The sequence below is a fragment of the Paenibacillus sp. FSL H7-0943 genome, from assembly GCF_037963265.1.
Taxonomy (GTDB): Bacteria; Bacillota; Bacilli; order Paenibacillales; family Paenibacillaceae; genus Paenibacillus_AQ; species Paenibacillus_AQ odorifer.
Genome location: NZ_CP150148.1, coordinates 4,113,511 through 4,135,957 on the forward strand (window position 1 = coordinate 4,113,511; position 22,447 = coordinate 4,135,957).

20 protein-coding genes are annotated in these 22,447 nt (G+C 42.6%); 11 read left to right on the top strand and 9 right to left on the bottom strand.

Annotated elements, in window-relative coordinates; genetic code table 11:
* Window positions 1-2 precede the first annotated feature (2 nt).
* On the bottom strand, window positions 3-1,433 hold the full coding sequence (gene aspA / locus NSQ55_RS17920) for an aspartate ammonia-lyase (protein ID WP_094903409.1): 1,431 nt from the start codon (window positions 1,431-1,433) through the stop codon (window positions 3-5).
* A gap of 393 nt (window positions 1,434-1,826) precedes the next feature.
* Window positions 1,827-3,503: a hypothetical protein gene (locus tag NSQ55_RS17925; RefSeq protein ID WP_339168363.1), complete on the bottom strand. Its 1,677-nt coding sequence runs from the start codon at window positions 3,501-3,503 to the stop codon at window positions 1,827-1,829.
* 229 nt (window positions 3,504-3,732) lie between these two features.
* Between NSQ55_RS17925 and kduI the strand changes: the two genes are divergently transcribed.
* The 3 genes from kduI to kduD are packed head-to-tail and all read left to right on the top strand — an operon-like array spanning window position 3,733 to window position 6,155.
* On the top strand, window positions 3,733-4,566 hold the full coding sequence (gene kduI / locus NSQ55_RS17930; protein WP_036688322.1) for a 5-dehydro-4-deoxy-D-glucuronate isomerase: 834 nt from the start codon (window positions 3,733-3,735) through the stop codon (window positions 4,564-4,566).
* Window positions 4,567-4,600: 34 nt separating this feature from the next.
* The gene (locus tag NSQ55_RS17935) at window positions 4,601-5,356 is read left to right on the top strand and encodes a DeoR/GlpR family DNA-binding transcription regulator (RefSeq protein WP_076129821.1); all 756 of its coding nucleotides are present in this window, start codon (window positions 4,601-4,603) and stop codon (window positions 5,354-5,356) included.
* A gap of 43 nt (window positions 5,357-5,399) precedes the next feature.
* Window positions 5,400-6,155 carry a 2-dehydro-3-deoxy-D-gluconate 5-dehydrogenase KduD gene (kduD, locus tag NSQ55_RS17940; RefSeq protein WP_036688326.1) on the top strand — a complete coding sequence of 252 codons (756 nt, stop codon included), beginning with the start codon at window positions 5,400-5,402 and terminating at the stop codon, window positions 6,153-6,155.
* 311 nt (window positions 6,156-6,466) lie between these two features.
* Here the strand turns inward: kduD and NSQ55_RS17945 are convergent, their stop codons facing one another.
* Window positions 6,467-6,907 (bottom strand): hypothetical protein, encoded by a 441-nt coding sequence (locus tag NSQ55_RS17945; RefSeq protein WP_036688330.1) that lies wholly within the window; start codon window positions 6,905-6,907, stop codon window positions 6,467-6,469.
* Window positions 6,908-6,909: 2 nt separating this feature from the next.
* Window positions 6,910-7,434, bottom strand: a complete 525-nt coding sequence (locus tag NSQ55_RS17950) for a hypothetical protein (RefSeq protein WP_076307243.1) — start codon at window positions 7,432-7,434, stop codon at window positions 6,910-6,912.
* A gap of 142 nt (window positions 7,435-7,576) precedes the next feature.
* Here NSQ55_RS17950 and NSQ55_RS17955 point away from each other — a divergent pair, with 142 nt between their 5' ends.
* Both NSQ55_RS17955 and NSQ55_RS17960 read left to right on the top strand, forming a co-directional pair.
* Window positions 7,577-8,227 carry an NUDIX domain-containing protein gene (locus NSQ55_RS17955; RefSeq protein WP_339168368.1) on the top strand — a complete coding sequence of 217 codons (651 nt, stop codon included), beginning with the start codon at window positions 7,577-7,579 and terminating at the stop codon, window positions 8,225-8,227.
* Window positions 8,224-8,769: a GNAT family N-acetyltransferase gene (locus tag NSQ55_RS17960; RefSeq protein ID WP_076182551.1), complete on the top strand. Its 546-nt coding sequence runs from the start codon at window positions 8,224-8,226 to the stop codon at window positions 8,767-8,769. The genes NSQ55_RS17955 and NSQ55_RS17960 overlap by 4 nt, the downstream gene beginning before the upstream one ends.
* A 49-nt stretch (window positions 8,770-8,818) precedes the next feature.
* Here NSQ55_RS17960 and NSQ55_RS17965 read toward each other — a convergent pair whose 3' ends face one another.
* Window positions 8,819-10,894 carry a beta-galactosidase gene (locus NSQ55_RS17965; protein WP_339168370.1) on the bottom strand — a complete coding sequence of 692 codons (2,076 nt, stop codon included), beginning with the start codon at window positions 10,892-10,894 and terminating at the stop codon, window positions 8,819-8,821.
* A 155-nt stretch (window positions 10,895-11,049) separates the two neighbouring features.
* Between NSQ55_RS17965 and NSQ55_RS17970 the strand changes: the two genes are divergently transcribed.
* The 5 genes from NSQ55_RS17970 to NSQ55_RS17990 all read left to right on the top strand — a co-directional run bounded on the left by NSQ55_RS17970 (window position 11,050) and on the right by NSQ55_RS17990 (window position 15,541).
* Entirely contained in the window at window positions 11,050-11,955 is a 906-nt protein-coding gene (locus NSQ55_RS17970; protein ID WP_339168372.1) for an AraC family transcriptional regulator, read from the top strand.
* 68 nt (window positions 11,956-12,023) lie between these two features.
* Window positions 12,024-12,896 carry a glycoside hydrolase family 43 protein gene (locus NSQ55_RS17975; RefSeq protein WP_076129816.1) on the top strand — a complete coding sequence of 291 codons (873 nt, stop codon included), beginning with the start codon at window positions 12,024-12,026 and terminating at the stop codon, window positions 12,894-12,896.
* A 20-nt stretch (window positions 12,897-12,916) separates the two neighbouring features.
* Window positions 12,917-13,903 carry a phosphotransferase gene (locus NSQ55_RS17980; protein WP_339168374.1) on the top strand — a complete coding sequence of 329 codons (987 nt, stop codon included), beginning with the start codon at window positions 12,917-12,919 and terminating at the stop codon, window positions 13,901-13,903.
* 187 nt (window positions 13,904-14,090) lie between these two features.
* Entirely contained in the window at window positions 14,091-14,828 is a 738-nt protein-coding gene (locus NSQ55_RS17985) for a glycosyltransferase (protein ID WP_339168376.1), read from the top strand.
* Window positions 14,825-15,541 (top strand): glycosyltransferase family A protein, encoded by a 717-nt coding sequence (locus NSQ55_RS17990; RefSeq protein WP_076190933.1) that lies wholly within the window; start codon window positions 14,825-14,827, stop codon window positions 15,539-15,541. The genes NSQ55_RS17985 and NSQ55_RS17990 overlap by 4 nt, the downstream gene beginning before the upstream one ends.
* A gap of 100 nt (window positions 15,542-15,641) precedes the next feature.
* Here the strand turns inward: NSQ55_RS17990 and NSQ55_RS17995 are convergent, their stop codons facing one another.
* Together NSQ55_RS17995 and NSQ55_RS18000 are read right to left on the bottom strand one after the other, a co-directional pair.
* Entirely contained in the window at window positions 15,642-17,252 is a 1,611-nt protein-coding gene (locus tag NSQ55_RS17995; RefSeq protein ID WP_339168378.1) for an S-layer homology domain-containing protein, read from the bottom strand.
* A gap of 94 nt (window positions 17,253-17,346) precedes the next feature.
* Complete coding sequence (locus NSQ55_RS18000) at window positions 17,347-18,780, bottom strand: MDR family MFS transporter (RefSeq protein ID WP_339168379.1); 1,434 nt, start codon at window positions 18,778-18,780, stop codon at window positions 17,347-17,349.
* Between the two features lie 231 nt (window positions 18,781-19,011).
* Here NSQ55_RS18000 and NSQ55_RS18005 point away from each other — a divergent pair, with 231 nt between their 5' ends.
* A complete protein-coding gene (locus NSQ55_RS18005) occupies window positions 19,012-19,716 on the top strand; it encodes a TetR/AcrR family transcriptional regulator (RefSeq protein WP_339168381.1) in 705 nt (234 codons plus the stop codon).
* 85 nt (window positions 19,717-19,801) lie between these two features.
* On the opposite strand, the gene NSQ55_RS18010 is transcribed toward NSQ55_RS18005, so the two are convergent.
* Together NSQ55_RS18010 and NSQ55_RS18015 are read right to left on the bottom strand one after the other, a co-directional pair.
* The gene (locus NSQ55_RS18010; RefSeq protein WP_339168383.1) at window positions 19,802-21,403 is read right to left on the bottom strand and encodes a hypothetical protein; all 1,602 of its coding nucleotides are present in this window, start codon (window positions 21,401-21,403) and stop codon (window positions 19,802-19,804) included.
* Window positions 21,396-22,109 (bottom strand): ABC transporter ATP-binding protein, encoded by a 714-nt coding sequence (locus NSQ55_RS18015; RefSeq protein ID WP_076217841.1) that lies wholly within the window; start codon window positions 22,107-22,109, stop codon window positions 21,396-21,398. Before NSQ55_RS18015 ends, NSQ55_RS18010 begins: the two co-directional genes overlap by 8 nt.
* Between the last annotated feature and the right edge of the window lie 338 nt (window positions 22,110-22,447).

Consider the following 22,447-nt stretch of genomic DNA (forward strand, 5'->3'; position numbering starts at 1 on the left):
TTCTACTCTTTATGCAATAAAGCTGCTCCTGCAATTCCCGGGTGTGTCATTTCGTATGGGTCCAGAATCAGATTAAGCTCTTCTTCGGTCAGCACATTATATTTAATGCACAATTCCCGTACAGATTCCCCAGTCAAAATCGCCTCTCTAGCGATCCGCGATACCACTTCATACCCCAGATGCGGGTTCACAGCCGTAATGATTCCGACACTCCGCTCCACGTCCCGCTCAAGCTTTTCCTTATTGGCTTCAATCCCAGCCAGACAGAAGTCTGTGAAGACTTGGAAGGAATTGTTCATGATGCTGATGGACTGAATAAGATTGAACACAAGCACTGGCTCCATAACATTCAGCTCCAGTTGACCCGCTTGGGAAGCCAGACAGATCGTATGATCGTTCCCTATAACTTGAAAAGCCACCTGATTAATGACCTCTGCCATAACCGGATTAACTTTGCCCGGCATAATTGAAGATCCAGGCTGGCGTGCAGGCAATGAAATCTCATTAAACCCAGTCCGCGGACCGGAGGCCATCAACCGCAGATCATTAGCGATCTTGGACATGTTCATCATGCACACTTTTAGGGCAGCAGACACTTCTGTATAGGCGTCCGTATTTTGGGTGGCATCGACGAGATGATCTGCCGTTACGAGCGGTAATTCACTGATCTCAGCTAAGTGCTCTACCACCAATTCAATATAACGAGGATCAGCATTTAATCCTGTACCCACTGCTGTTGCTCCCATATTGACTTCATACAAATGATGGCGTGTATGCTCAATACGTTTGATATCTCTTTCAAGCACTCTGCGATAAGCCTCGAATTCTTGACCCAGACGAATCGGCACTGCATCTTGAAGATGTGTCCGCCCCATTTTTATCACAGGATCGAATTCATCCGCTTTTACCGCAAACACATCATGCATTCTGTGCATCGTTACAAGTAGCTGCTCCAGCAGTGAAAGTGTGGCAATATGAATTGCCGTCGGAAACGCATCATTTGTAGACTGCGCCATATTTACATGTGAATTGGGACTTAAGTGACGATAGTCTCCCTTTTCATGGCCAAGCAGTTCTAAGGCACGGTTAGCAATAACCTCATTCGCATTCATATTTAACGAGGTTCCCGCACCACCCTGAATAGGATCTACAATAAATTGTTCATGCCACTGACCCTCGATGATTTCTTCTGCTGCTTTCACTACAACTTCTCCAAGCCCTCGATAGAGACGGCCAACTTCCATATTTGCAAGCGCAGCGGCTTTTTTTACAATCCCCATCGCTTTAATTAACTCTTTGTGAACCCGATAGCCCGTAATAGGAAAGTTCTCGACTGCGCGTAGTGTCTGAATCCCATAATAAGCGTTCTTATCTACCTGTTTACTGCCTAGAAAGTCATTTTCTACACGAAATTCAGTTTCAATCACTGTTATATCCCTCGCATTCATTATGATTAGGTTTATTAGAAAATAAGTAAGCGCAATCATTTCTATCTCACTTAGATATTAACCTTTATTGTGACAAATGTCTCTCAGAAAAATAGGGTTTAATGTAATTAATTACTATTTAGTAACCTAACACCGCTATTCTAAAGGGAAATGTGCTTAGGGAGGATTGAATTACCAAATCGTTAGGTCTAGTTTATCCAGATAAATCGTCGCTCACCCCAATTATAAGTATTTTGGACAAAATCACGTTTACAGATACTTAGGTATCTATTGCGGGCTGTGCAATGGGGCATCACATCCTTTCATGTAGCTCCTTATTAAAGAAGCCGGCCAAAAAGGCCGACTCGGATTACTATTTATCACAGTAATTGTGTTTTTTTATACTGAATAATGATCTAATGAGATCTGAATTCCATTAAGCTGAGCTTGCGGTAATTCTAACTCCCTACTAATACTCAAAACTAAGCTTTCACCATCCATGTTGGTATAATTCGCTGCTAATACCTCTCCCACTTCGAAATTCCTTTCTTTATGAGCCATAGCTGCGGCAAAAGCCTCTAAACCAATAATACCACATTCGGCAGCTTTCTTAATGCCCAATGCTTCAACGATCACACCGCCCGGCATCCCTGCGACGGATACCTCTATGAATCTGGACCGTTCCTGCAGCTGATAAGGGTGAGATAAATAAATAATAAAATACGTCTCACCAACCTGCCCGTACAATGTATTAGGCTCTTGTTTCCATTCCCCTTGGGGAAGTACACCGATGATCGTATTCTTCTCACCCTGAGGGATTGGGAATAAAGAAATGATGACATTCTTGTGATAGAGAACCTCCATATAACGGCTTTGATGGCGGGGATCTCCCTCATTGTAGCCTTGTCCCGGGTGGAAGAAATACAGCTGATTTGCGCTTCCCTCTCCACTCACAGGTAACGAAAAAGCCCAGCGAAGCTGCTCATTATCGAATTCCTCAACCCGCTCCCACATCCCGCCTGCTGCAAACTCCTCTGTAATATAAGCATAGGAATGAAGCAAAGGCTGCGGCTGTGGATCCGTTGGGACAACCTTCTGAGTAATCTTCCCTACTTCCACTGGTGTCTGGCGATTCATGGCTGCGGCTAATATTTCATCGGATACTTGATAGAATAATAAACCGGCATACTCAGTGCGCGGCATCCTCTCAGGCAGCTGGAAGTCTCCAAACTGAACATAATCATGAAGTACATTAGCATCGCCGGGAACATCATGCGGCCAGCCTCTAGAATGCGCACCAACCCAAGCACCACGCAGATAGAATTCAGCTCGTACATTCCATAGATGGTCAAGCATTTCTTTAAGGCTTGTAGTAAGCTCCGTATCCTCAGGCAGGACAAGTTCCAACGCGCAGGTGAATGCCTGTACCCAATGCCAAAACCACGGAAGACTGCCGTATTCCGGCATCCCTTTAGTACGAATATAAGTCAGCGTATCCTTCAGACTCTGCCGGCCATCCTCAAGCAATATTTCATCCGCAAACAGGGTGCCAAAAATCAGCTTAGCAGCTGTATATTTAGCTTCATGATGCCCAAAAGTAACCACCGGCTTACGGTAGAAATCACTGCGATAAATATGTCCAAACGCTGTATTCAGAACTATGCGAAGTTGAGCATTTAATGCTCCTCCGTATCTTTTGCAAAAATACGCCAGCAGGCTGCCCATAAGCTCCACTGGTAACTCATGCGGTGACGCATCTCGCGGAACCGGATTCAAACCGAGCGGCCAATGACCGTATAACTCTGTGCCGGGCTGCCGGTTCTGAAGCATTAAGATCTCCAGCAGTACATCCTGTGCTTTCTGTTTCGCTTGCTCACGATCAAAAGGCAGCTCAAAAGAATCATCAACAGCCACTGCAAAAAGATACGAAGCATAATAAAAGTTATTTCGCACATCATCATGGAACCAGAGTCCACTTTCCAATAAAGGGCGTTGCTCTGCTTCCAGTGCTATATTAAAAATAATTTCTTGCTGACGTTCCTTATAAGTACTCTGGATATTTTTCAACCCCGGCATTACTTTTCAACCTCCATCATTTCAGTTTTATATCATCTTCCGTCATTCATGAAAATCGAGCATAATAGCTCTATTGTGCACACTTTTCGTTCATTTTGCAATTGGAAAAACCAATAAATAAACATAAATAAACGAAATAAAAAAGATTAGTACTTGTAAAATGAACATAAATGGACTAAAGTGTACCTATACGAACGATAATATGTACACAAAGGAGATTGAACATTCAATGGAAAGACGTTTCGCATCCCATCCTAATGAAGTAAAACAATTTGACACTGAGCGCCTCCGTAAGGAATTCCACATTCCCGTTATTTTTGCTCCTGATGAGCTAAAGCTTGTCCTAACCCATGAAGATCGTATGATCGTTGGTGGAGCTAATCCTGTAAAAGAAGAGGTTGCGCTAACTACTGACCTTAAAGAACTTGGGGTTACTTATTTCTTGGAACGCCGAGAACTGGGCATCATCAATGTCGGTGGTAAAGGCTCCGTGGTTGTAGATGGCACAGAATATGAAGTGGATTTCAAAGAATGTCTTTATGTAGGTCAAGGTTCTAAAGATGTAGTCTTCAAAAGTGCAGACGCTTCCAAGCCTGCTAAATTCTATTTGAATTCTGCTCCTGCCCATCAGTCCTACCCTACTACCAAAACCACACTGGCCGATTCTGAATCCGGTGCGATGGGTGGTCTGGAGAACTCTAACGAGCGGACAATCCACCGCTTCATTCACACAAATGGTGTGCAAAGTGCCCAACTGGTTATGGGTATGACCCAACTGAAACCAGGCAGCATGTGGAACACCATGCCAGCACATACCCATCCACGCCGGATGGAAGCCTATTTCTATTTTGATCTTCCGGACGATTCCGTTGTGTTCCACCTGATGGGAGAACCTGACGAAACCCGCCATATCGTAATGCATAACGAACAAGCCGTTATTTCTCCAAGCTGGTCCATCCACAGTGGTGTCGGCACTCATAACTATACTTTTATCTGGAGTATGGCTGGCGATAATAAAAGATATGATGATATGGACCCCGTATCCATGAAAGAATTACAATAGAGATAAATCAACTACGGAAAGATGAGGCAGGCGGATGAACCCGATACGACGACACGAGATGATTATGGAAGTTATGCTGAACCAAAAAGATGTAACGGTGAATGAACTGAGCGATAAGCTTCAGGTTACTGGAAAAACAATACGCGAGGATTTAAGCAGGCTGGAGGAACAAGGGCTGATCGTACGTGTACATGGCGGAGCTGTGCTGGCACAAAGCGACCAGTTTGGTATTTTGCCCTCCAAGGATCCGCTGGATAAATACTCTGACGAGAAGACGGAGATTGCCTTGCGTGCGCTTGCTCATATTGAACCGGACGATATTATCGCTCTTGATGGCGGTAGCACTACGCTTGAAATTGCTCGGCGTCTGGACAATATGCCACTAACGGTAGTCACCAATGATGTATACATCATCAGCGAACTGGTTCCCAAAGATAACATCCGTCTGGTCGTTCCCGGTGGTTATCGTGTCCGTAATATGTTGGCTGGTCCTGAAGCCGTCTCCTATGTACAAAAGCTTAATATTCAAAAAGCATTCCTTTCATCGACTGCTATTCATATAGAGCATGGGCTCTCCATTTATACCGGAGATTTAATTGAGTTCAAGCAAGCCCTTGTATCTACAGCCCGTAAGGTATTCGCGGTTGTAGATCATCATAAATTCGGCCATACTGCACTGCGTACCTTTGCTTCCCTACAAGAAGTTGACGTGATTCTGACGGACAAAGGGCTCTCCCCCGAAACGGCAGATCAGTTCCGCAGTGCAGGCGTTACCATTGAATGCGGGTAAACCCGGAATAACAATCCATTTACAATAAAGGGGCGTAATTTATATGTCATCATTATTCAGCTTGGCAGGTAAAACAGCTATTGTAACAGGCGCAGCTCAAGGTCTTGGACAAGGAATCGCGCTTGCATTTGCAGAAGCCGGTGCAGACGTTGCATCTGTCTCCCTTAATTCGAGTGAAGAAACCGTAAATGCAGCAAAAGCTTTTGGAGTAAAAGCAGTTAGTATCGAATCTGACTTAAGTGATCACAGCAAGCTGCAAAGCACTTTTGACCAAGCGCTAGAGCTGACCGGACATGTTGACATTCTCGTAAACTGCGCAGGAATGATCCGCCGTGCACCGGCAAAAGATCATAGTGAAAAAGACTGGTTTGATGTCATCAATTTGAACCTGAACACAGTTTTCCTTCTGTCGCAAATCGCAGGCCGCCACTTCCTGGAAAGAGGATCCGGCAAAATCATTAACATCGCCTCCATGCTCTCCTATCAAGGCGGAATCAATGTCCCTGGTTACACTGCGAGTAAACACGGGGTTGCGGGTCTTACTAAAGCTTTTGCCAATGAATGGGCAGGCTCCGGTTTGAACATCAATGCAATTGCACCAGGCTATATGGCTACTGAAAATACCGCACCAATCCGTGCCGACCAAAGTCGTTCGGACTCTATCTTAGACCGTATCCCTGCAGCACGTTGGGGAACGCCTGATGACGTTAAAGGCCCTGCTGTATTCTTGGCTTCCGCAGCATCTGACTACTTGAACGGTCACGTTCTTAATGTGGATGGCGGATGGATGGCTAGATAATCCATACAAAAATGGGTGTCCCATAGGGGCACCCATTTTTTGTGTGGATATGAAGCACTATCAGACTCAACTGAACAATCTGCACACGCAGCAGCTAAAGGACTCAGCTGACCTTATACACCGTTTTATCCGCTATTTGGATAGCTATCGGACCTCATAGCCGCTATTGGCGCAAAAAACACCAATTATAAGCTCTTTCATGAGCAATAGCGTCGTTGGAGTCCGAAAACCTGCTCAAAAGGCGATAAATTCGCAAATAGGGGCATCTGGGTCCGAAAATCTCAGTATCAGTGGTTGTGGATCGTTCTACATCATTTAAATAAGCTTGCAATGGAATTCACATCAAAATCACTAGTCATTCTAAAGTTTCCCGAACTGTATTTGTCCTTCTTATCAAGATCTGTCACATACAGGAAGTTAGTATCCGTAAGATTCATGCCAAACCTCAAGCTGTTATTTACAATAATACTTATCCAGTAGGTCTCCGTAGATTTGTCCAAAGCACTACTTCTTCTCAATTTTACATCTGAAAAAGCATAAATGATCTTTTCAATTTCCTTCGGATCTTCAATCACTACCTTTTCATCCACTAAAGATTTCTCAATCTCGATTGAGGTGATTTCAGTTTCATCGATTTGATCCAACACTAAATTCTCAAATGAATTATAACTATGGTAGAGATTAATAATTACAGGGATTTCGATTAATAAAAAAATGAGTACGAGAAATACATAACGTTTCTTCATATTCATAATTATGAACACCCTATTTCTACAAACTCCTCTGGATGAGTGCGAATATAATCGCCGATAATTCTATGCGTATTTGGTGTCAGGTTCTTATATCGTTCGAATAACTCACTAATTACTTCTAACAGCTGAGGGTCTCGATCCAAATCCGTGATGGCCGCATCCGCCCACTCTTTACCCAGTCGATGATTTCTTTCCTCGAGAAATGTCTTTGTTTCCTGAAGCAAAAGAATCATGGGTGAATCGTCAAAAAATCGTATGCCTCCTATCACCCCTGTCCAATACCCTGGCAGGTCTTGCATGTAGGAAATCCAAGCATAATATTCTCCTTCGGAATTACAGCTGTGACCATATAGCACTCTGAACATACATAAGGCTTGTTGCCCCTCTGTGAGCTTCGAGATCACTTCTGATTTGGTCGATGGCGATTTTCCGCGAATCAGCTGAAAGGTAGGCTCCATACAGGCCCATCCTAACCTTTCATCACTTAAAGTGTCCAAGTCTTCCTGCTTCATGGCTACTAAATTCATTTAACTCCTCCTTTGATTAACATCCAAAAATATACATATATTTCTTAACGATGTCAATAAAAATCACTTGGGGACATTAAGCAATTCGATCGTTTTTATGATAGGCTTTAAGCAGTAGATATTTTCACAAAGGAGCTTTTCTATGCATAATGAGATACTTACTATATTTGATGAAGCGGGTCACCGAATCGGTACAGCTCCACGGGCAGAAGTACATCGGTTAGGACATTGGCACGAGACCTTCCACTGCTGGTTTATAAGCAAAACCCAAGAAATCCCCTATATTTATTTACAGCTTCGTAGTGAGCAGAAACAAGATTATGCAGGATTGCTGGACATCACGGCCGCTGGACATTTGCTGACACACGAAAAGGTAGAGGACGGGATTCGCGAGGTTCAAGAAGAACTCGGTTTGGAGCTAGCTTTTGATGAGCTGATTCCCTTAGGTACAATTCCTTACAGTATGATCAAAGAAAATCTTATCGATAAAGAACGAGCGCATGTTTTTGTTTATAACAATCCTTATCCTCTGGACGATTTTAAGCTGCAAGAAGAAGAGGTCGCAGGAATAGTTATCACAAAGTTTGCCGACTTCCGAAGCTTTTGGCAAGGAGAAATACATAGTCTACAAATCAATGGTTTCAAAGTGGATTCAAACGGACAAAAAATCAACATTCAACAAAGTGTGGATCGGACTCATTTTGTGCCTCATGAAGCAGCTTATTTCACTCGGATCATTGAGGGCATCGAAGCAATAATTCTAACATCACCCATCGTCACGGAGGACATATGATCATTAATCCTCAAACATTTACAGTGAATGGAATCCAATACAGCATTAGATCTGCTGCCTCTAAAGACGCTAAAGTGTTATCTGAATTAAGAGTGCGGATCGATGGAGAAACCGAGAATTTAGATCGGGAACCAGGCGAAGCCTTTATTGACGAAAAAGGGTTTGAACAGCTTATTCAAGCCGATTCTGAGAAAAATAATAACCTTTTTCTAGTCGCAGTAGTTGATAATCAAATCGTTGCGTTCTCCAGATGCGAAGGTTATCCCTTAAAAAGATTTGCTCATAAAGTAGAATTTGGAGTATGTGTGCTGCAGGATTATTGGGGATATGGTATTGGAAAAAATCTTCTCGCCGAATCGATTGCCTGGGCTGACACTAATGGTATTCAAAAGATCACCCTAAATGTGCTGGAAACGAACACCAACGCTATTAAGCTATATCAAAAGCTTGGCTTTGAAATTGAAGGGATTTTAAAGAAAGATAAACTTCTATCGGACGGCAAATTGTATAACACCATTATGATGGGAAGAGTTAAGAACTGATTCTATTCAAAAAAAAGGCAGAACCTGAAACTCAGGTCCTGCCTTTTTATTATACTAATGCTTTACGCTTCAACATCGCAAGTCCATTCACCGCTAGATTCAATAGGGCCGGAGCTGAAAGACCTGTTTCCAAGTCTGTGTATTCCGCTCCATCCAGCTCTACCGTTTGCGGACTGCCGCTGAAATTTTGCACAAAAACATAATCACTTTCGCCATCTGTGCGAAGTTGTGCAGTCACACCTGCTGGAAGCTCACTATCCATCGCACGGGTAATTCCTGCCTTAGATGTGATCGCTGCGTATAGCTCAACATAGAACGAAGTGTCTTTCACACGGGTAGCAAGATGGTACGCATTTCCTTCACCAAAACGATTGACTGTAAGCGCTGGACGGCCCGCATAGAAATCGTTGCGATAATGCCCCAAAGCCTCTGCACCTTCCAAATGAATCAGCTCGGCTATCTCATGCGCATCGTAGTCACCGCTTAGCTTAAGTTTATTACCTACCTCCATTACTAACCCGTTCAGATCACGGCTGTGCAGCCCTTCTGTCTCCTCTGCCCAAATCCCCAGTGTTCTGCGCAGTGGACCAGGGAATCCTCCCAGATGACATAAATCCGTTTCGTTAACTACTCCTGACCAATAGGTTGCGAGGAAAGTGCCGCCTTGCTCCACATATTTCTCAATGCGCTTTCCATTCTCTTCACTAATCAGATATAACATAGGGGCAACAACCAGCTTGTAGGCAGACAGATCATCTCCAGAGCCTATAATATCAACTGGAATGCCCAGCTCCCAAAGTGCACGATAATGCTGTAGCACCGTCTCCTCATAACGTAATCCGGAATTACGGATGCCTTGCGCATCCTTTATCGCCCAGCGGTTGTCCCAATCGAAAATAATCGCCGTCTTCGCCGGAGTGGACGTACCCACTACTTCCGTCATTCCCGCCAGCGTCTTTCCTACTTCCGCTACATCTTGGAATACTCGAGTCTCGGAGTGGCCACTGTGGTCTACAACTGCGCCGTGGAACTTCTCACTTGATCCGCGGCTTTTGCGCCATTGGAAATACTGCACAGAATCCGAACCATGCGCTACCGCTTGCAAGGAAGACAGCTTGTGCATTCCGGGACGTTTCAGCTTACTGACCGATTGCCAGTTCGTAAGGGATGGCGTGCTTTCCATCAGCAGGAACGGTTTCTTTTTAAAAGAGCGCATTAAGTCGTAGTGCATCGCCGTCCATGCTGCCAATCTAGTATCGTCACCGTCTTCGGTATAATGCCAGTCTGGATAAGCGTCCCATGAGACCACATCCAGGATTTTGGCCAGCTCGCGGTAATCAATGCCATCGATCATATGCATATTCGTCGTGATTGGCAGCTCTGGATTATAAGGACGAACGGTATTGATCTCGTGCTGGCAGAAATCAATCGTCCGTTCACTAACAAAACGCCGCCAGTCAAGATTCAAGCCGTGTACTTGTGTCTCACCATGTGGAGCTGGGGATTCAATCTGTGACCATGAAGTGTAGGTATGGCTCCAAAAAGTAGCCCACCAAGCATGATTCACCTCATCCAAACTGTTATTATATTTCACTTTCAGCCATTCTCTAAAAGCATCCTGGCAGAGCTCGCAGTGACACTCCCCACCGAACTCATTCGAAATATGCCAACCGATAATGGCTGGATGCTGGCTGTACCGTTCCGCTAACTTTGCATTCAGAATTGCAGTTTTCTCCCGGTACACTGGTGAGGTAAAGCAATGGTTATGACGGAAGCCATGCAAATTGTGAACACGGTTACGCTCCACTCTTAAGACTTCTGGATATTTTTGCGACATCCATGCTGGGCGGGCACCACTTGGCGTTGCCAAGATAGCGTAAATCCCATTCTCTGCAAAAGAATCAAGTACACCATCCAACCATTCGAAAGTGAACACACCCTCTTCAGGTTCAAGAGATACCCACGAAAAAATGCCTACGGACATGACATTGCAGCCCGCCAGCTTCATTAATCGGATATCCTCACGCAATACTTCCGGATATTTCAGCCATTGTTCAGGATTATAATCAGCACCGTGCAGCATGACACCAGCTTTTCTGCTTATCGGGGAATGTTTTTTATTCATTGTGTACGATCATCCTCTCAATTCTGCCCATTTATAGAATGGGACTATTCTCTGATGATAGGCTAGAAGCGTAAGCTATCTTATTCAGGAATCATCATTTATACTATTTATAATATAAGAAAATTCATTTCAATCAGTAGGAATATAGTCTCGAAGTGATAGCACAAAATGAAGATGAGGTGATAAACCTGCTACCTTTTTCTCTGATTGAATTACCGCGCGACTCTGGAACGTTGCCCCTATCCCCCTACTCTGTAGGTCGCCATATCCAATTCCATCATGTGCGCCCAGCAGGATTTCCTGTGTATCAAATCTTTTTAATCCGGACCGGAACCGGGTTATTTCGTGATCTGGAAAGTGGCACAGAAATCATACTGGAACCGGGGATGGCTTTTGCCTTCCCGCCCGATCGTGGTCATGAATATTATCCTACCTCTCATGAACCGTGGCATGTTGGCTTTATCGGCTTTCAAGGCAGTCAAGCTCATGGATTGCTGGAAGCGCTTGAACTGCTCCCTTCTGTTCCTTATCGAACGGATCGTTTTGAACAATGCTGGGAAGAAATCGGCCAAATCTGGCATACGGTGAATTCTCCTGCCCCCAATCGGCAGGACGAGATGTGGATGCAAGAGTTGTCTATCACACTCTATAGACTGCTCTTGATGCTGCGCCCTGCCAAGAGTTCAGAAGTCTCCGGTAATCGTCTAGCCTTCGAGTCGGTCCGAAATGAAGCCCTAACTACAGCCGTCGGGCTGATCAACGAACATTACACAGAACCGCTTCTGATCTCCAATCTTGCAGCAGCAGTCGGGTACTCTGTGCAGCATTTCCAGCGTTTATTTGTGCAGGAATATGGGGTCACTCCGCATAAGTATTTGCAGAATCTGCGGCTGGAGCGGGCGCTGCAATTAATGACGGAGGATGTGGAGATTCCCGTTCAAGATATAGCGCTTCAGCTGGCCATGGAGACTAATTATTTTATACGTGTCTTCCGAAAAAACTACGGCTGTACACCCGGAGTAATGAAAATACGTTTGCTACAAGACGAGCAAATGAAGTAACGCTTCCAAGCCTAAAGAAAATATTGTAAAATTAAGCAGATGATAGCTTGTAAATTGGGGGCACCTTAATGAAAACATTATCTGATATTAACTTTAGAGATCCCTATATCCTATCTGTGCCTGAACTTGAACAATACTATTTATTTGGCACAGATGGCCTAACAGCTTGGAGTGGCGCACCTCACGGCTTCGATGTATATATCAGCTCAGATCTTCAGGAATGGTCCGGGCCCATTGCTGCTTTTCGTCCAGATACTGATTTTTGGGCTGATCATCATTTCTGGGCACCAGAGGTTCACCGCTACAACGGAAAATATTATATGTTCGCTTCTTTTAAAGGACATAGCGTTCCACGGGGGACACAAATATTAAGCGCGGAAACACCTGAGGGTCCTTATCTCCCTATCAGTAATCATCCGATTACCCCTGCTTCTTGGGAGTGCCTTGACGGAACGTTATATGTAGATAAAGAAGACAAACCTTGGATGATCTTTTGCCGTGAATGGATTGAAGTGACTGATGGAGAAATGTATGCCGTTCGGCTGAAGGAGGATTTAAGTGCTACTATTGGCGAACCTATGCTGCTTTTCCAGGCTTCACAAGCTCCTTGGACGGTAGGCGGCAAAGAAGGGCAATACGTAACTGACGGTCCTTTTATGCATCAGACTAGCAGTGGTGAGCTGCTTATGTTGTGGTCTAGCAGTGGAGCTAGTGGTTATGCCATGGGTTTAGCCCGATCCGTCAGCGGTGACATTAGCGGACCTTGGCAACATGATCCTGAGCCTCTTTATGCCAAAGATGGCGGACATGGAATGTTGTTTCGTGATTTGACGGGCAGACTTATGCTGGCCATTCATGCCCCAAATCTCAACCCACAAGAACGACCGCTGCTTATTGAGGTCCAGGAAAGCTCCAGAACGATTTCGATAAAATCATTGTAATGTAGAACGGAGTAGAACCCTTGGAACAAAAGATTAAGTCCTTATTTAATGACCAGATTGTAAGTGCTGCCTGCACGAAATACGGTATCCCCATAGATGAGCTAAGCTTCATTGGCGGATTTCAAAATTTTGTTTATGAATATCAACTTAGCAATCATCAATATATTCTAAGATTTACTCATAGCTCGCTACGCAGTATAGAATTGTTAACGGCTGAACTTGAATGGATTCTATACCTGGCAGATCATGGCGTTTCCGTATCAAGACCCGTAGGTTCTCTTCTGGGTAATCTAGTTGAGCAAATAGAGATTGGTGATTCATGCTTTATGGTATCTTCCTTTGAAAAAGCACAAGGGAAACGAATAGGTTACCCAGACTGCCTGAAGGATCTAGACCTCTATGAGCAGTGTGGCATGATCACTGGACAAATGCACAGATTAGCAAAATCTTATAAACCACAGTCCAAAAGACATGCGTGGCATCAGAACTACTACCTGCAGAATGTAACCAGGTTTATTCCTCCATCCCAAAGTGGTGTTTTGGAAAGCTGTAAGGCGCTTATGGATCAACTAAAGCATCTCGACGCTAATATAAATACCTATGGTCTCATCCATGGGGATATCAATGTAGGCAACTTTTTGGTCGACAATGGCAAGCTGACCTTGTTTGATTTTGATGAAGCTCAGTACAGCTGGTTTGTAGAAGATATCGCCATTCAACTGTATTATCTAGTCTACGTTTACGGGGATGATAGTATGGAGGACAGGCAGCTTCAATGTCAGCGTTTTATGGAGCATTTTCTGAAAGGCTACGTTAAAGAGAACAGGATTTCAGAAAATGAGCTGAAGTTAATTCCTCTTTTTCTTCGATTAAGAGAGATTATTGTTTATACGGGGATGTACCGGAGTTTTGATATGTCTAACCTAGATGATTGGACCAAGGATTATTTAACGCAGAGTAAGGCGAGAATCGAGAATGGCGTATCCATCATTGAATCTTGTTTCTGAACAAACATCCAAAGTGTTTCATATGATGTGTCTCTCTTACAAAACCCACAGCTATCACTGTGGGTTTTGTGTTTTTTAAACAAGTCCATTTTTGCTTTTAAGAGGTTGATATGCCGTTACTCTATCCTAACTTGGACATATCGTATTATGAGACTTTTCCCAAAAATGCATATGAGGGGTTGGTTAAATGAGTGCTGTACCTCACAACAAGGCGAACCAACAAGGTATTTCTATTATTACCTGTACCAATCGCCATAATTATTTAAACAACCTATTTCAAAATTACAGCAGACAAAAATATGCCAATAAAGAACTTATCATTATTATCAATAATAATAAAATTCCACTATCCCCCTACCAAACCTTAGCTAAAAAACACAAAAATATTAAGATATATCGTAAACCTGAACAGCAATCTCTCGGTTCATGCTTAAACTATGCCGTAACAAAATGCAAATATCATACCATCGCCAAATTTGATGACGACGATTATTATGCCCCTTATTATTTGACGGAAAGTATTCTGACCTTAAAAAGAACTAAAGCTGATATCCTAGGAAAACGGGCTCACTATATGTATTTACTAGGTTCAAAGACTTTGATTCTTCGTTTCGCAAATGATGAACACCGAATGGTTACCCATCTCCCTGGCGCTACGCTCGTCTTCAAACGAAAAGTATTCGATCATGTGAAATTTCCTAATAAAAACGTAGGTGAGGATGATCTCTTTTGCAGCAGAAGCAAAAAGAAAGGTTATAAGGTTTATTCTGCAAGTAAAAATAACTTCGTTGCCATACGTAGAAAAAACTCTTCAAAACATACATGGATCATCAGTGATAGTACACTAATAGCTAACCATAAGATCATCCGGAATATTAAAAACTACAGGAATTTTGTTGGACGCCGTCCAAAGATTTCGTTATGAAATTAACTGCTGAATCTACTTCATCTGCTGTGTCTATTCTAACTTGTACAAAACGAATGGATTGTATTAAAACAATATTTGATAACTATCAACGACAGAATTTCAAGTCTAAAGAGCTTATCGTGATCATTAATAATGATAGCTTGAAAATAGAAGACTATATACATGCTGCAAAAAAACATAAAAACGTACGGATCTATAAACTACCAGAATATCGTTCACTGGGGTTTTGTCTGAATTTTGGTGTGCACTTAGCGAATTATAGTTGTATCGCTAAATTTGATGACGACGATTATTACTCTGCCAACTATTTAACGGATAGTATGAACATCCTCCATAAAACTAAAGCTGATATCGTTGGAAAACGAGCTCACTATATGTATTTAACTGATAAGAAGCTACTTTTGCTTCGTTATCTTCATATGGAAAATAAACAGGTAACCAATGTTCAGGGTGCGACCCTACTCGTAAAACGAAATGTCTTCCAGCAGATTTCCTTTCCAGATTGGAATAAAGGTGAATGCGTTAAGTTTTGTGCGGATTGTGCTGCACAGGGCTTTAAGATCTATGCAGGAAATAAGTATAACTTCGCTGCGATTCGTAGAAAAAACTCCAAAGATCACACTTGGGTCGTTAGCGACAAGAAACTTCTAGCTCAAAATGTTAAAGTTCTAAACGTGAAAAACTTCAAAAAATACGTAACGCGAGGCTGATTTAATCAATCTAATTCTACCAGCTATGCATTAATAACCCTATAAAAAGACTGGACAGCAATATAGCTAAGCGGCTATTCGCATCCAGTCTTTCATATTTTTAAAAAGTATAATCGTAAAATTTCTCTGCATTCCTTAAGCTGGACCATACATCAGAGCTTTCTCCGCCTATATACCAATAAGCTACTCCAGCAAGTTTTTTAGTAACCGCTAAGTTGTATTTTGTTATTAATGAACGCCCATCCTCAATCCAGATCGTATGTTTTATAGCTTGTTTCGAGTAGCCCGCGACATATTGTCCCAGCGAAGGATTCCACACGGGTCTCGATGCATAGCTGCTGATAATCTGATTTTGCTCCGGAAGCGTAATATATTGAGAGGATAAAACCGTCCCCTTCTGGTTCAATGTCCAATCCCGATTATATAAGGGCAATGCCAATATAACTTTTTGACTAGGTACAACTTTTAGGATTGTATTCACAGCCTTTTGATCATAAGAAAGCGAGGCATTGGACCCCGGAACTTGACTCCCGTCATAATGCTCATCATAACCCATCATCACCATATAATTCACTTGCTTGCCTAGGGCAGCATAGTCAAAAGCTTCTGTCCAATCCGTTCCAAGATCAGGAGATACATCCATCGACAGGATAACATCGAGCGAATGCATTTTCTCGGCTAATAAAGTAATAAACGAAGTCAAATACACACGATCTTCGGCCGCTACATTTTCAAAATCTATATTTAGTCCATCTAATCCATATTTACTCACTAAAGCAGCTAACTGATTAACTGCCGTATTCCTTGCGGTTGTACTCAACAGCATCTGATGCGTCGCTTCTTGATCCGATCGATTGCCAACCATCGCCCAGACTTGCTTCTTATTATTTTTTGCCCAAGTCACCAGCGAGGCGTCTGTCGAATCCGTTACTGCCCCTGTTTTCCCAACATAATACCAACGTGGTGATAATGTGTTGACGTTCGATTGCAGAACATGATTCTCAAATTGTGCCGTCGTGAGACCATACTGCCAGCCTATAACAATACGTTTGTCCGGATTACTTTCCAGCTCTGCCGCCCAGCTTGTATGTTGCAGCACCCGATCCATCAGCACTGCCGTCTCTTGCCTTGTTATCGGGTCCGTGGGCCGAAAATTTCCGCTATTATCGCCTTTCATTAATCCGCGATCATTAACCTTAGCTACAGCAGCACTTGCCCAGCTAGCAGTTTGTTGCCGATCCTTAAAATTAGTTTGTGCGGCAGTTGCAGTGTTTGTTTGCTTTAGAGCTTTGGCTATCCACACAGCCGCTTCCTGCCGAGTGACTGCTTTTGCGGGTGCAAAAGTAGTTGCCGAAGTGCCGTTCGCCAGTTCAAGCTGAACCGCAGCCTGAATCCAGCCGTAATACCAAGCGCTTTTGGCTACGTCGGTATAAGGAGATACCGGACTCAACGCTGGATCAAGCTTCAACAGTCGATCAAGTACTGTTATAAATTCAGCTCTAGTAATCGATTGAGTAGGTGAAAATTTAGTATTCGAGGTGCCAGTTAATATATTCCGGTTATATAAATCTATGATTTCTTTTTTTGCATAACTAGTGTTTATATCCTCAAAAGGAACCCCATTATCGGCCGATATATGCTGAATAAATACTCCGGCGGCTAGCACGACAGCGAGGGTTATTATAGTAAATCTAGCAAATATATTTTTCACGGGTTAAGAGATTCCCCCTTGGTTATCAATCTTTGAATTATACCAAGGATACAATCAATAAACATCGCTAAAATATTGGTAGAGTACGATAGGATCAGCTCTTCGGATTACGCAAAAAGAGACTAAGAACCACACCACACAGCGCCAAGACCAATGAAACTAGGAACGTATCGTGGAATCCTGCAACCATAGCCGCTGAGGGTAGTTTCTGATTCCCTTGACTCATATGTGTAGCTATATTGGAAGTCAATAAGCCCGACATTATAGCGACAGCAAAGGAACCCACAATTTGTTGCGCAGAGGCAGTAAGTGGGGTAACACGGCTGATCAGATCCTTCGGAGCGGCCTTAAGCACATGTGTACCGAGCTGCATAGTAGTTAATCCTTGGCCAAGTCCCATAATGGCAAAATAACTGATCATAACGTATACACTTGTATCATTTTGTAAACGTGACAAGAGAAAGAGTCCGGTGGACAGCAGCACAAGTCCAGAGAACACAACGGGCCGAGCTCCAAACTTATCAAATAACTTTCCTCCAATAATCATGCCAGCAAAGGATATTAATGCTTGGGGAATAACTAAAAGCCCCGATTCAAAGGAAGAAAAACCTCTGACCTGCTGCAAAAAAATTGGAATTAACAGAATCGAACCAAATAAGGCGAACTGATTAATCCAGGTCAAAATCATACCTTTACTAAATTCTAGAGATCGAAAAGAGCGAAGTTCCAATAACGGTTCTTTTTGGCGCAATTCCACGAAAATAAACAAGGCTAAAGCAATGAAGCTGAACGCAAGAGATATAATCGTTATACGATCCCCCCAGCCATCTACTCCCCCTCTATGCACCCCAAATACCAAGCTGGAGAAGGCGAGCGGTGTTAAAATCACACCCCAAATATCCAATTTAGCTTTATTCCCCTTCTCTATTACCGGAAGAAATTTCACTCCAACAATCATTGCAATAATGCCAATGGGAACATTAATCAGAAAAATCCAGTGCCAGCTGGCATATTCCAACAGCCATCCTGACAGTACAGGACCAAGAACAGGCGCAATTAACATCGGTAGTCCAAGCAATCCCATGATTGAACCTCTTTTATCGGGAGGTGCGATTTTGAATGACATAGCCATACCAATTGGAGCAATCATCCCTCCGCCTAATCCCTGCAAAATACGAAAGATTATCAGCTCTGTTGTGGATTGTGCCATAGAGCATAATAAAGAACCTATGGTAAACAATACGATCGAAGCTAAAAAAACACGTTTGGCAGTAAACTTATCCGAGAACCAACCGGCCAATGGGATAATTACGGATAAAGCCAGCGTATAACCCGTAATGGCCCACTGTATTGTTTTTAGGCTGGCATCAAAGGTTTTTTCAAGCTGCGGGATCGCTACATTCATAATTGTACTGTCGAGCATAACCAGCAGCATTCCTGTTATAAGTGCCAGTATTACGGGAAGTATTGCTTTTATAGAAAATTCTTTGGTGACTGGTTGGGATTGTTCCACTTGAAGATTACTCATGGGTCTATACACATCCTTTTTGATTTTTACTAATAAAATTGCTAACTGCTGCCTCCTTTTTTTATAAAATCGCACCTTTAAACTAACAGTGTAAGATTAATATAGCACCCGTTTATTCACTTGTAAATATAAATATCTAACACTGTAAGATAAAGCAGTAATCTAACGATGGTAGACCAGCCATTCATCTTCGCTTATGATAAAGAAAGACAGCAACAGGAGGTCGTTTCGATGAGAATCAAAAATCTGCAAATCACTGAACAAGATATAATAAAAGCTTCTTGGGAGCTGTTGGATGATATCGGCATAGAGGCATTTAGTATGCGTAAATTAGCAGAACTACTAAAAATACAAGCCGCCTCTCTGTATTGGCATTTTAAGAGTAAACAGAGCATTTTCCAGACGCTTGCTAATGAGGTCGCCAAAGAAGCCCTCGAAACTGCGAATCTCGAAGGTGCTTGGCAAGAACAGTTATTTAATTTTGTAGACCGAATTCGTGGGGTTTTACATAAGTATCCTTGCTCGGCTCAGCTGATGATGAGAACCTTACCTTCTGAACCTAATTATCTATCTTTACTGAATACTTTGCTTCAGATCGTGGATCATCTTCCTTTAAGCGATAGTGATAAATTCTCCTTGATTGCATGCGTGTTAAACTATGTAATCTCATTCGAATTGGACAAATATGAGCAGGATCGAATAGACTTAGCCATGAAAAATGAACCTAATGGAGATGCTAGAGTGGTTTTTAAACAATCGCTTGAGCACTTATCCGGGGATGGACCTAATGTTATAAAACGAATGTACGAAAACAATATTTTTAATGAAATTGGCTCCGATAAGATGTTCTATACAGGTCTAAAAATAATGGTGGGCGGAATTGAACAGTTAGCTAATGAGCGACAAGAACAACAAGAACAACAAGTGCGACGGTAGAACTTAGGGATTTTTCACGAAAATAAATCTTGCACATAAAAAGGGCATCCCAGCAGCCAATTTCGGCTTTTGGAATGCCCTTTTTTTAAAGAGCCCGAAATAAAAATTCTCCTGTGGACTGGATGTATCTATACATCACTCCACACGCTACTAATATCACCACACCAATACCTAACATAACGAGATTACCATTTAGATCAGATAAAAGAAAACTCAAACCAAATGGAATCAGCAAGCTGATAAATCCTATAATCATCGCTACAAGGACCGAAGCACTTTGTTTAATTACAGAGACTTCATTGGTCCACTCCAGTTTAGGAAGTTTCAAGTTTACGATCACACCTACCATTGCGGTAAGACAAGCGTATAGGACGGGGATTATTAGCAATAACAAGCTCTCCATCCAGCCAGTGCCCAGAGAAATCATAAGAAGCACACTACTAACAATCACAATCGGCACAGTAATGGTGAGATTCACTGCGACTTTACTTAATAATATAGTTTTTGTCGGAACGGGAGCGCTTTTTAAAATCCAAATATGGTTACCTTCAAGCGAAATCGAACTCGAGGTCGTACAGCTTAATGCTACAAAGAAGGAAACAAATAGTGGCGCCAATCTGCTTAGATAATTAGAGAGTTCTGGTATCTCAATAATCTTTCCTAATTGCTCTGAGCTAACAAACAGTAAGGTGATCGCCATGACAAGTAGCATTACCATACCAATACTTGTATTTAGCACATATATAGAAGAACTGAAATAGCGGCGCAGCTCTTTTTTATACAATGTGTAAAGCGGTGAAGAGACTGCAAGTGACCTCATTTGATACTTATTCTTTGAGTAAGAAGTCGTAAGGCCTGTGTGTATTGCTTTATATTTGCTGCCAAGAATAAGGGTAAACAGCATAAAAGAAAGTAATGAAATTCCTATAAATAATAGTAAAGGAGCTACCTGATACGAGCAGACAGCATCTACATACATGACCGTCAAAGGATATAAGTTAAAGATTTGATCGGCAATTTGTGTGCTCATATCTGCAATTAACTGCGGGTCATTCCCATTCATTTGGCTTGAACCCAAAATAATAACAATGATTACGGCAAAAGTCAGAATGAGACTTATCAAACGACTTCCTTTAAACCGTGAGGAGATCCAACTAATCAATGCCCCAATAATCGTTGTAGCAATGATCGGCACTAATGGGATAAATAGCAGCGTTATCATGAAAAATAAATAATACACTACTGCCGGATTTACCTTTATAGCATAAACTACACCTGCTGGCACCATCACCATCAATGAGAACAGTATATTCAGCACGTAGAGCTGAACTACACGGCTTGCTACGATATGGCTCGTTTTGATAGGCAGCGACATTACGAGATCGTAATCTTTGGAGCCAAATAATACCCCACTCGCCTTATAGATCGTTGTAAAAAATCCAATCAAGCAAGTGACAGCCATCATAATCGCAAGCAGCAGCTCTGGCCGGCCTATCTGTTCAAGGGTCTCTGCTATCATGAAGCTATATCCAAACGAAACCACTGCCATCATGACAATCCCTATTAAGATACCGATGCTCAGCAAAAGCATTTTTCGTCTTTCTTTCATATCTCGTGTATGCAAAGCTTTATTTAACCCAAAGGATGAGATTAGCTGAATTTTCGTCAATCTCCAGATATTAATCATGTTTTATCAACTCCAAAAACACATCTTCAAGGCTGCTGTCACCCTTCACCTCTTCTGTTTTCCCATGAGTGATCAATTCACCCGCTTTGATAATGGCGATCTTATTGCAGAGCTTCTCGGCCACGTCCAGTACATGCGTCGAAAAAAAGATCGCACTGCCCTGGCTGCAAATATCCGCCATAATTCTCTTGAGCGTGTGTGCCGCTTTTGGATCAAGTCCCACAAAGGGTTCATCCAGAACTAGCAGCTTCGGTTTATGAATAAGCGCAGAGATAATCGCGAGTTTCTGTTTCATACCATGAGAATACGCGGAGATCAAATCCCCCAGATTAGAGGTAATCTCAAATTCATCGCTATATTTCTTTATCAGTAACTCCCGATCCGCTTTCGATACGCTAAAAAGATCACCAATAAAATTCAAGTACTGAATGCCCGTCAGATGATCGTATAAATCCGGATTATCTGGAATATACGCAGTAATCGCTTTGCAGGCTAAGGGATCTTTTTTAATGGAGTACCCACCAATCTCGATATCTCCCTCCTCAAAATCTAAAACTCCGACCACTGCTCGGATAGTCGTTGTTTTCCCTGCACCGTTATGACCGATAAAGCCGTAGATGTCACCTTTTTCGACCACCAAATTCAGATCATTTACCGCCTTCTTGCCACCCTTATAGCTTTTGGTAAAATGTTTGATTGTCAACATCTTGCCACTCCCCTTCCAATCTCATAACACTCTCAATATGCCATATTTACTGTAGCTTCGTCGTGTTCAATATACGTTTCTTATAATACGTTTAGCCCGTCCAGATAGTTCATTCGTTTGCAAATATTTTATTTTGAGATTTTCACCTCTAACGGGTGGGATAAAATTACGATTAAGTGCAACACGGTCCGTAAGGGCAAACAAACTACTTTGGGGACGTTGAGATAATTAGTTAGGTGACGATGAGATAGCTGACTTTGGAACGCTAAACAAACTACTTTCTAAGCATTCTACTCCGGAACAGTAGCAATCTACCTTTGGTCGTGGCTGCCATTGCT

Bases quoted from the DNA above. Each gene is read 5' to 3' on its own strand.
- NSQ55_RS18000 (WP_339168379.1), bottom strand. From the start codon at position 18,780: ATGAGTAATCTTCAAGTGGAACAATCCCAACCAGTCACCAAAGAATTT.
- NSQ55_RS17965 (WP_339168370.1), bottom strand. From the start codon at position 10,894: ATGAATAAAAAACATTCCCCGATAAGCAGAAAAGCTGGTGTCATGCTG.
- kduI (WP_036688322.1), top strand. From the start codon at position 3,733: ATGGAAAGACGTTTCGCATCCCATCCTAATGAAGTAAAACAATTTGAC.
- NSQ55_RS17945 (WP_036688330.1), bottom strand. From the start codon at position 6,907: ATGAATATGAAGAAACGTTATGTATTTCTCGTACTCATTTTTTTATTA.
- NSQ55_RS17955 (WP_339168368.1), top strand. From the start codon at position 7,577: ATGCATAATGAGATACTTACTATATTTGATGAAGCGGGTCACCGAATC.
- NSQ55_RS17935 (WP_076129821.1), top strand. From the start codon at position 4,601: ATGAACCCGATACGACGACACGAGATGATTATGGAAGTTATGCTGAAC.
- NSQ55_RS18005 (WP_339168381.1), top strand. From the start codon at position 19,012: ATGAGAATCAAAAATCTGCAAATCACTGAACAAGATATAATAAAAGCT.
- NSQ55_RS18010 (WP_339168383.1), bottom strand. From the start codon at position 21,403: ATGATTAATATCTGGAGATTGACGAAAATTCAGCTAATCTCATCCTTT.
- NSQ55_RS17925 (WP_339168363.1), bottom strand. From the start codon at position 3,503: ATGCCGGGGTTGAAAAATATCCAGAGTACTTATAAGGAACGTCAGCAA.
- kduD (WP_036688326.1), top strand. From the start codon at position 5,400: ATGTCATCATTATTCAGCTTGGCAGGTAAAACAGCTATTGTAACAGGC.
- NSQ55_RS18015 (WP_076217841.1), bottom strand. From the start codon at position 22,109: ATGTTGACAATCAAACATTTTACCAAAAGCTATAAGGGTGGCAAGAAG.
- NSQ55_RS17975 (WP_076129816.1), top strand. From the start codon at position 12,024: ATGAAAACATTATCTGATATTAACTTTAGAGATCCCTATATCCTATCT.
- NSQ55_RS17990 (WP_076190933.1), top strand. From the start codon at position 14,825: ATGAAATTAACTGCTGAATCTACTTCATCTGCTGTGTCTATTCTAACT.
- NSQ55_RS17950 (WP_076307243.1), bottom strand. From the start codon at position 7,434: ATGAATTTAGTAGCCATGAAGCAGGAAGACTTGGACACTTTAAGTGAT.
- NSQ55_RS17985 (WP_339168376.1), top strand. From the start codon at position 14,091: ATGAGTGCTGTACCTCACAACAAGGCGAACCAACAAGGTATTTCTATT.
- NSQ55_RS17960 (WP_076182551.1), top strand. From the start codon at position 8,224: ATGATCATTAATCCTCAAACATTTACAGTGAATGGAATCCAATACAGC.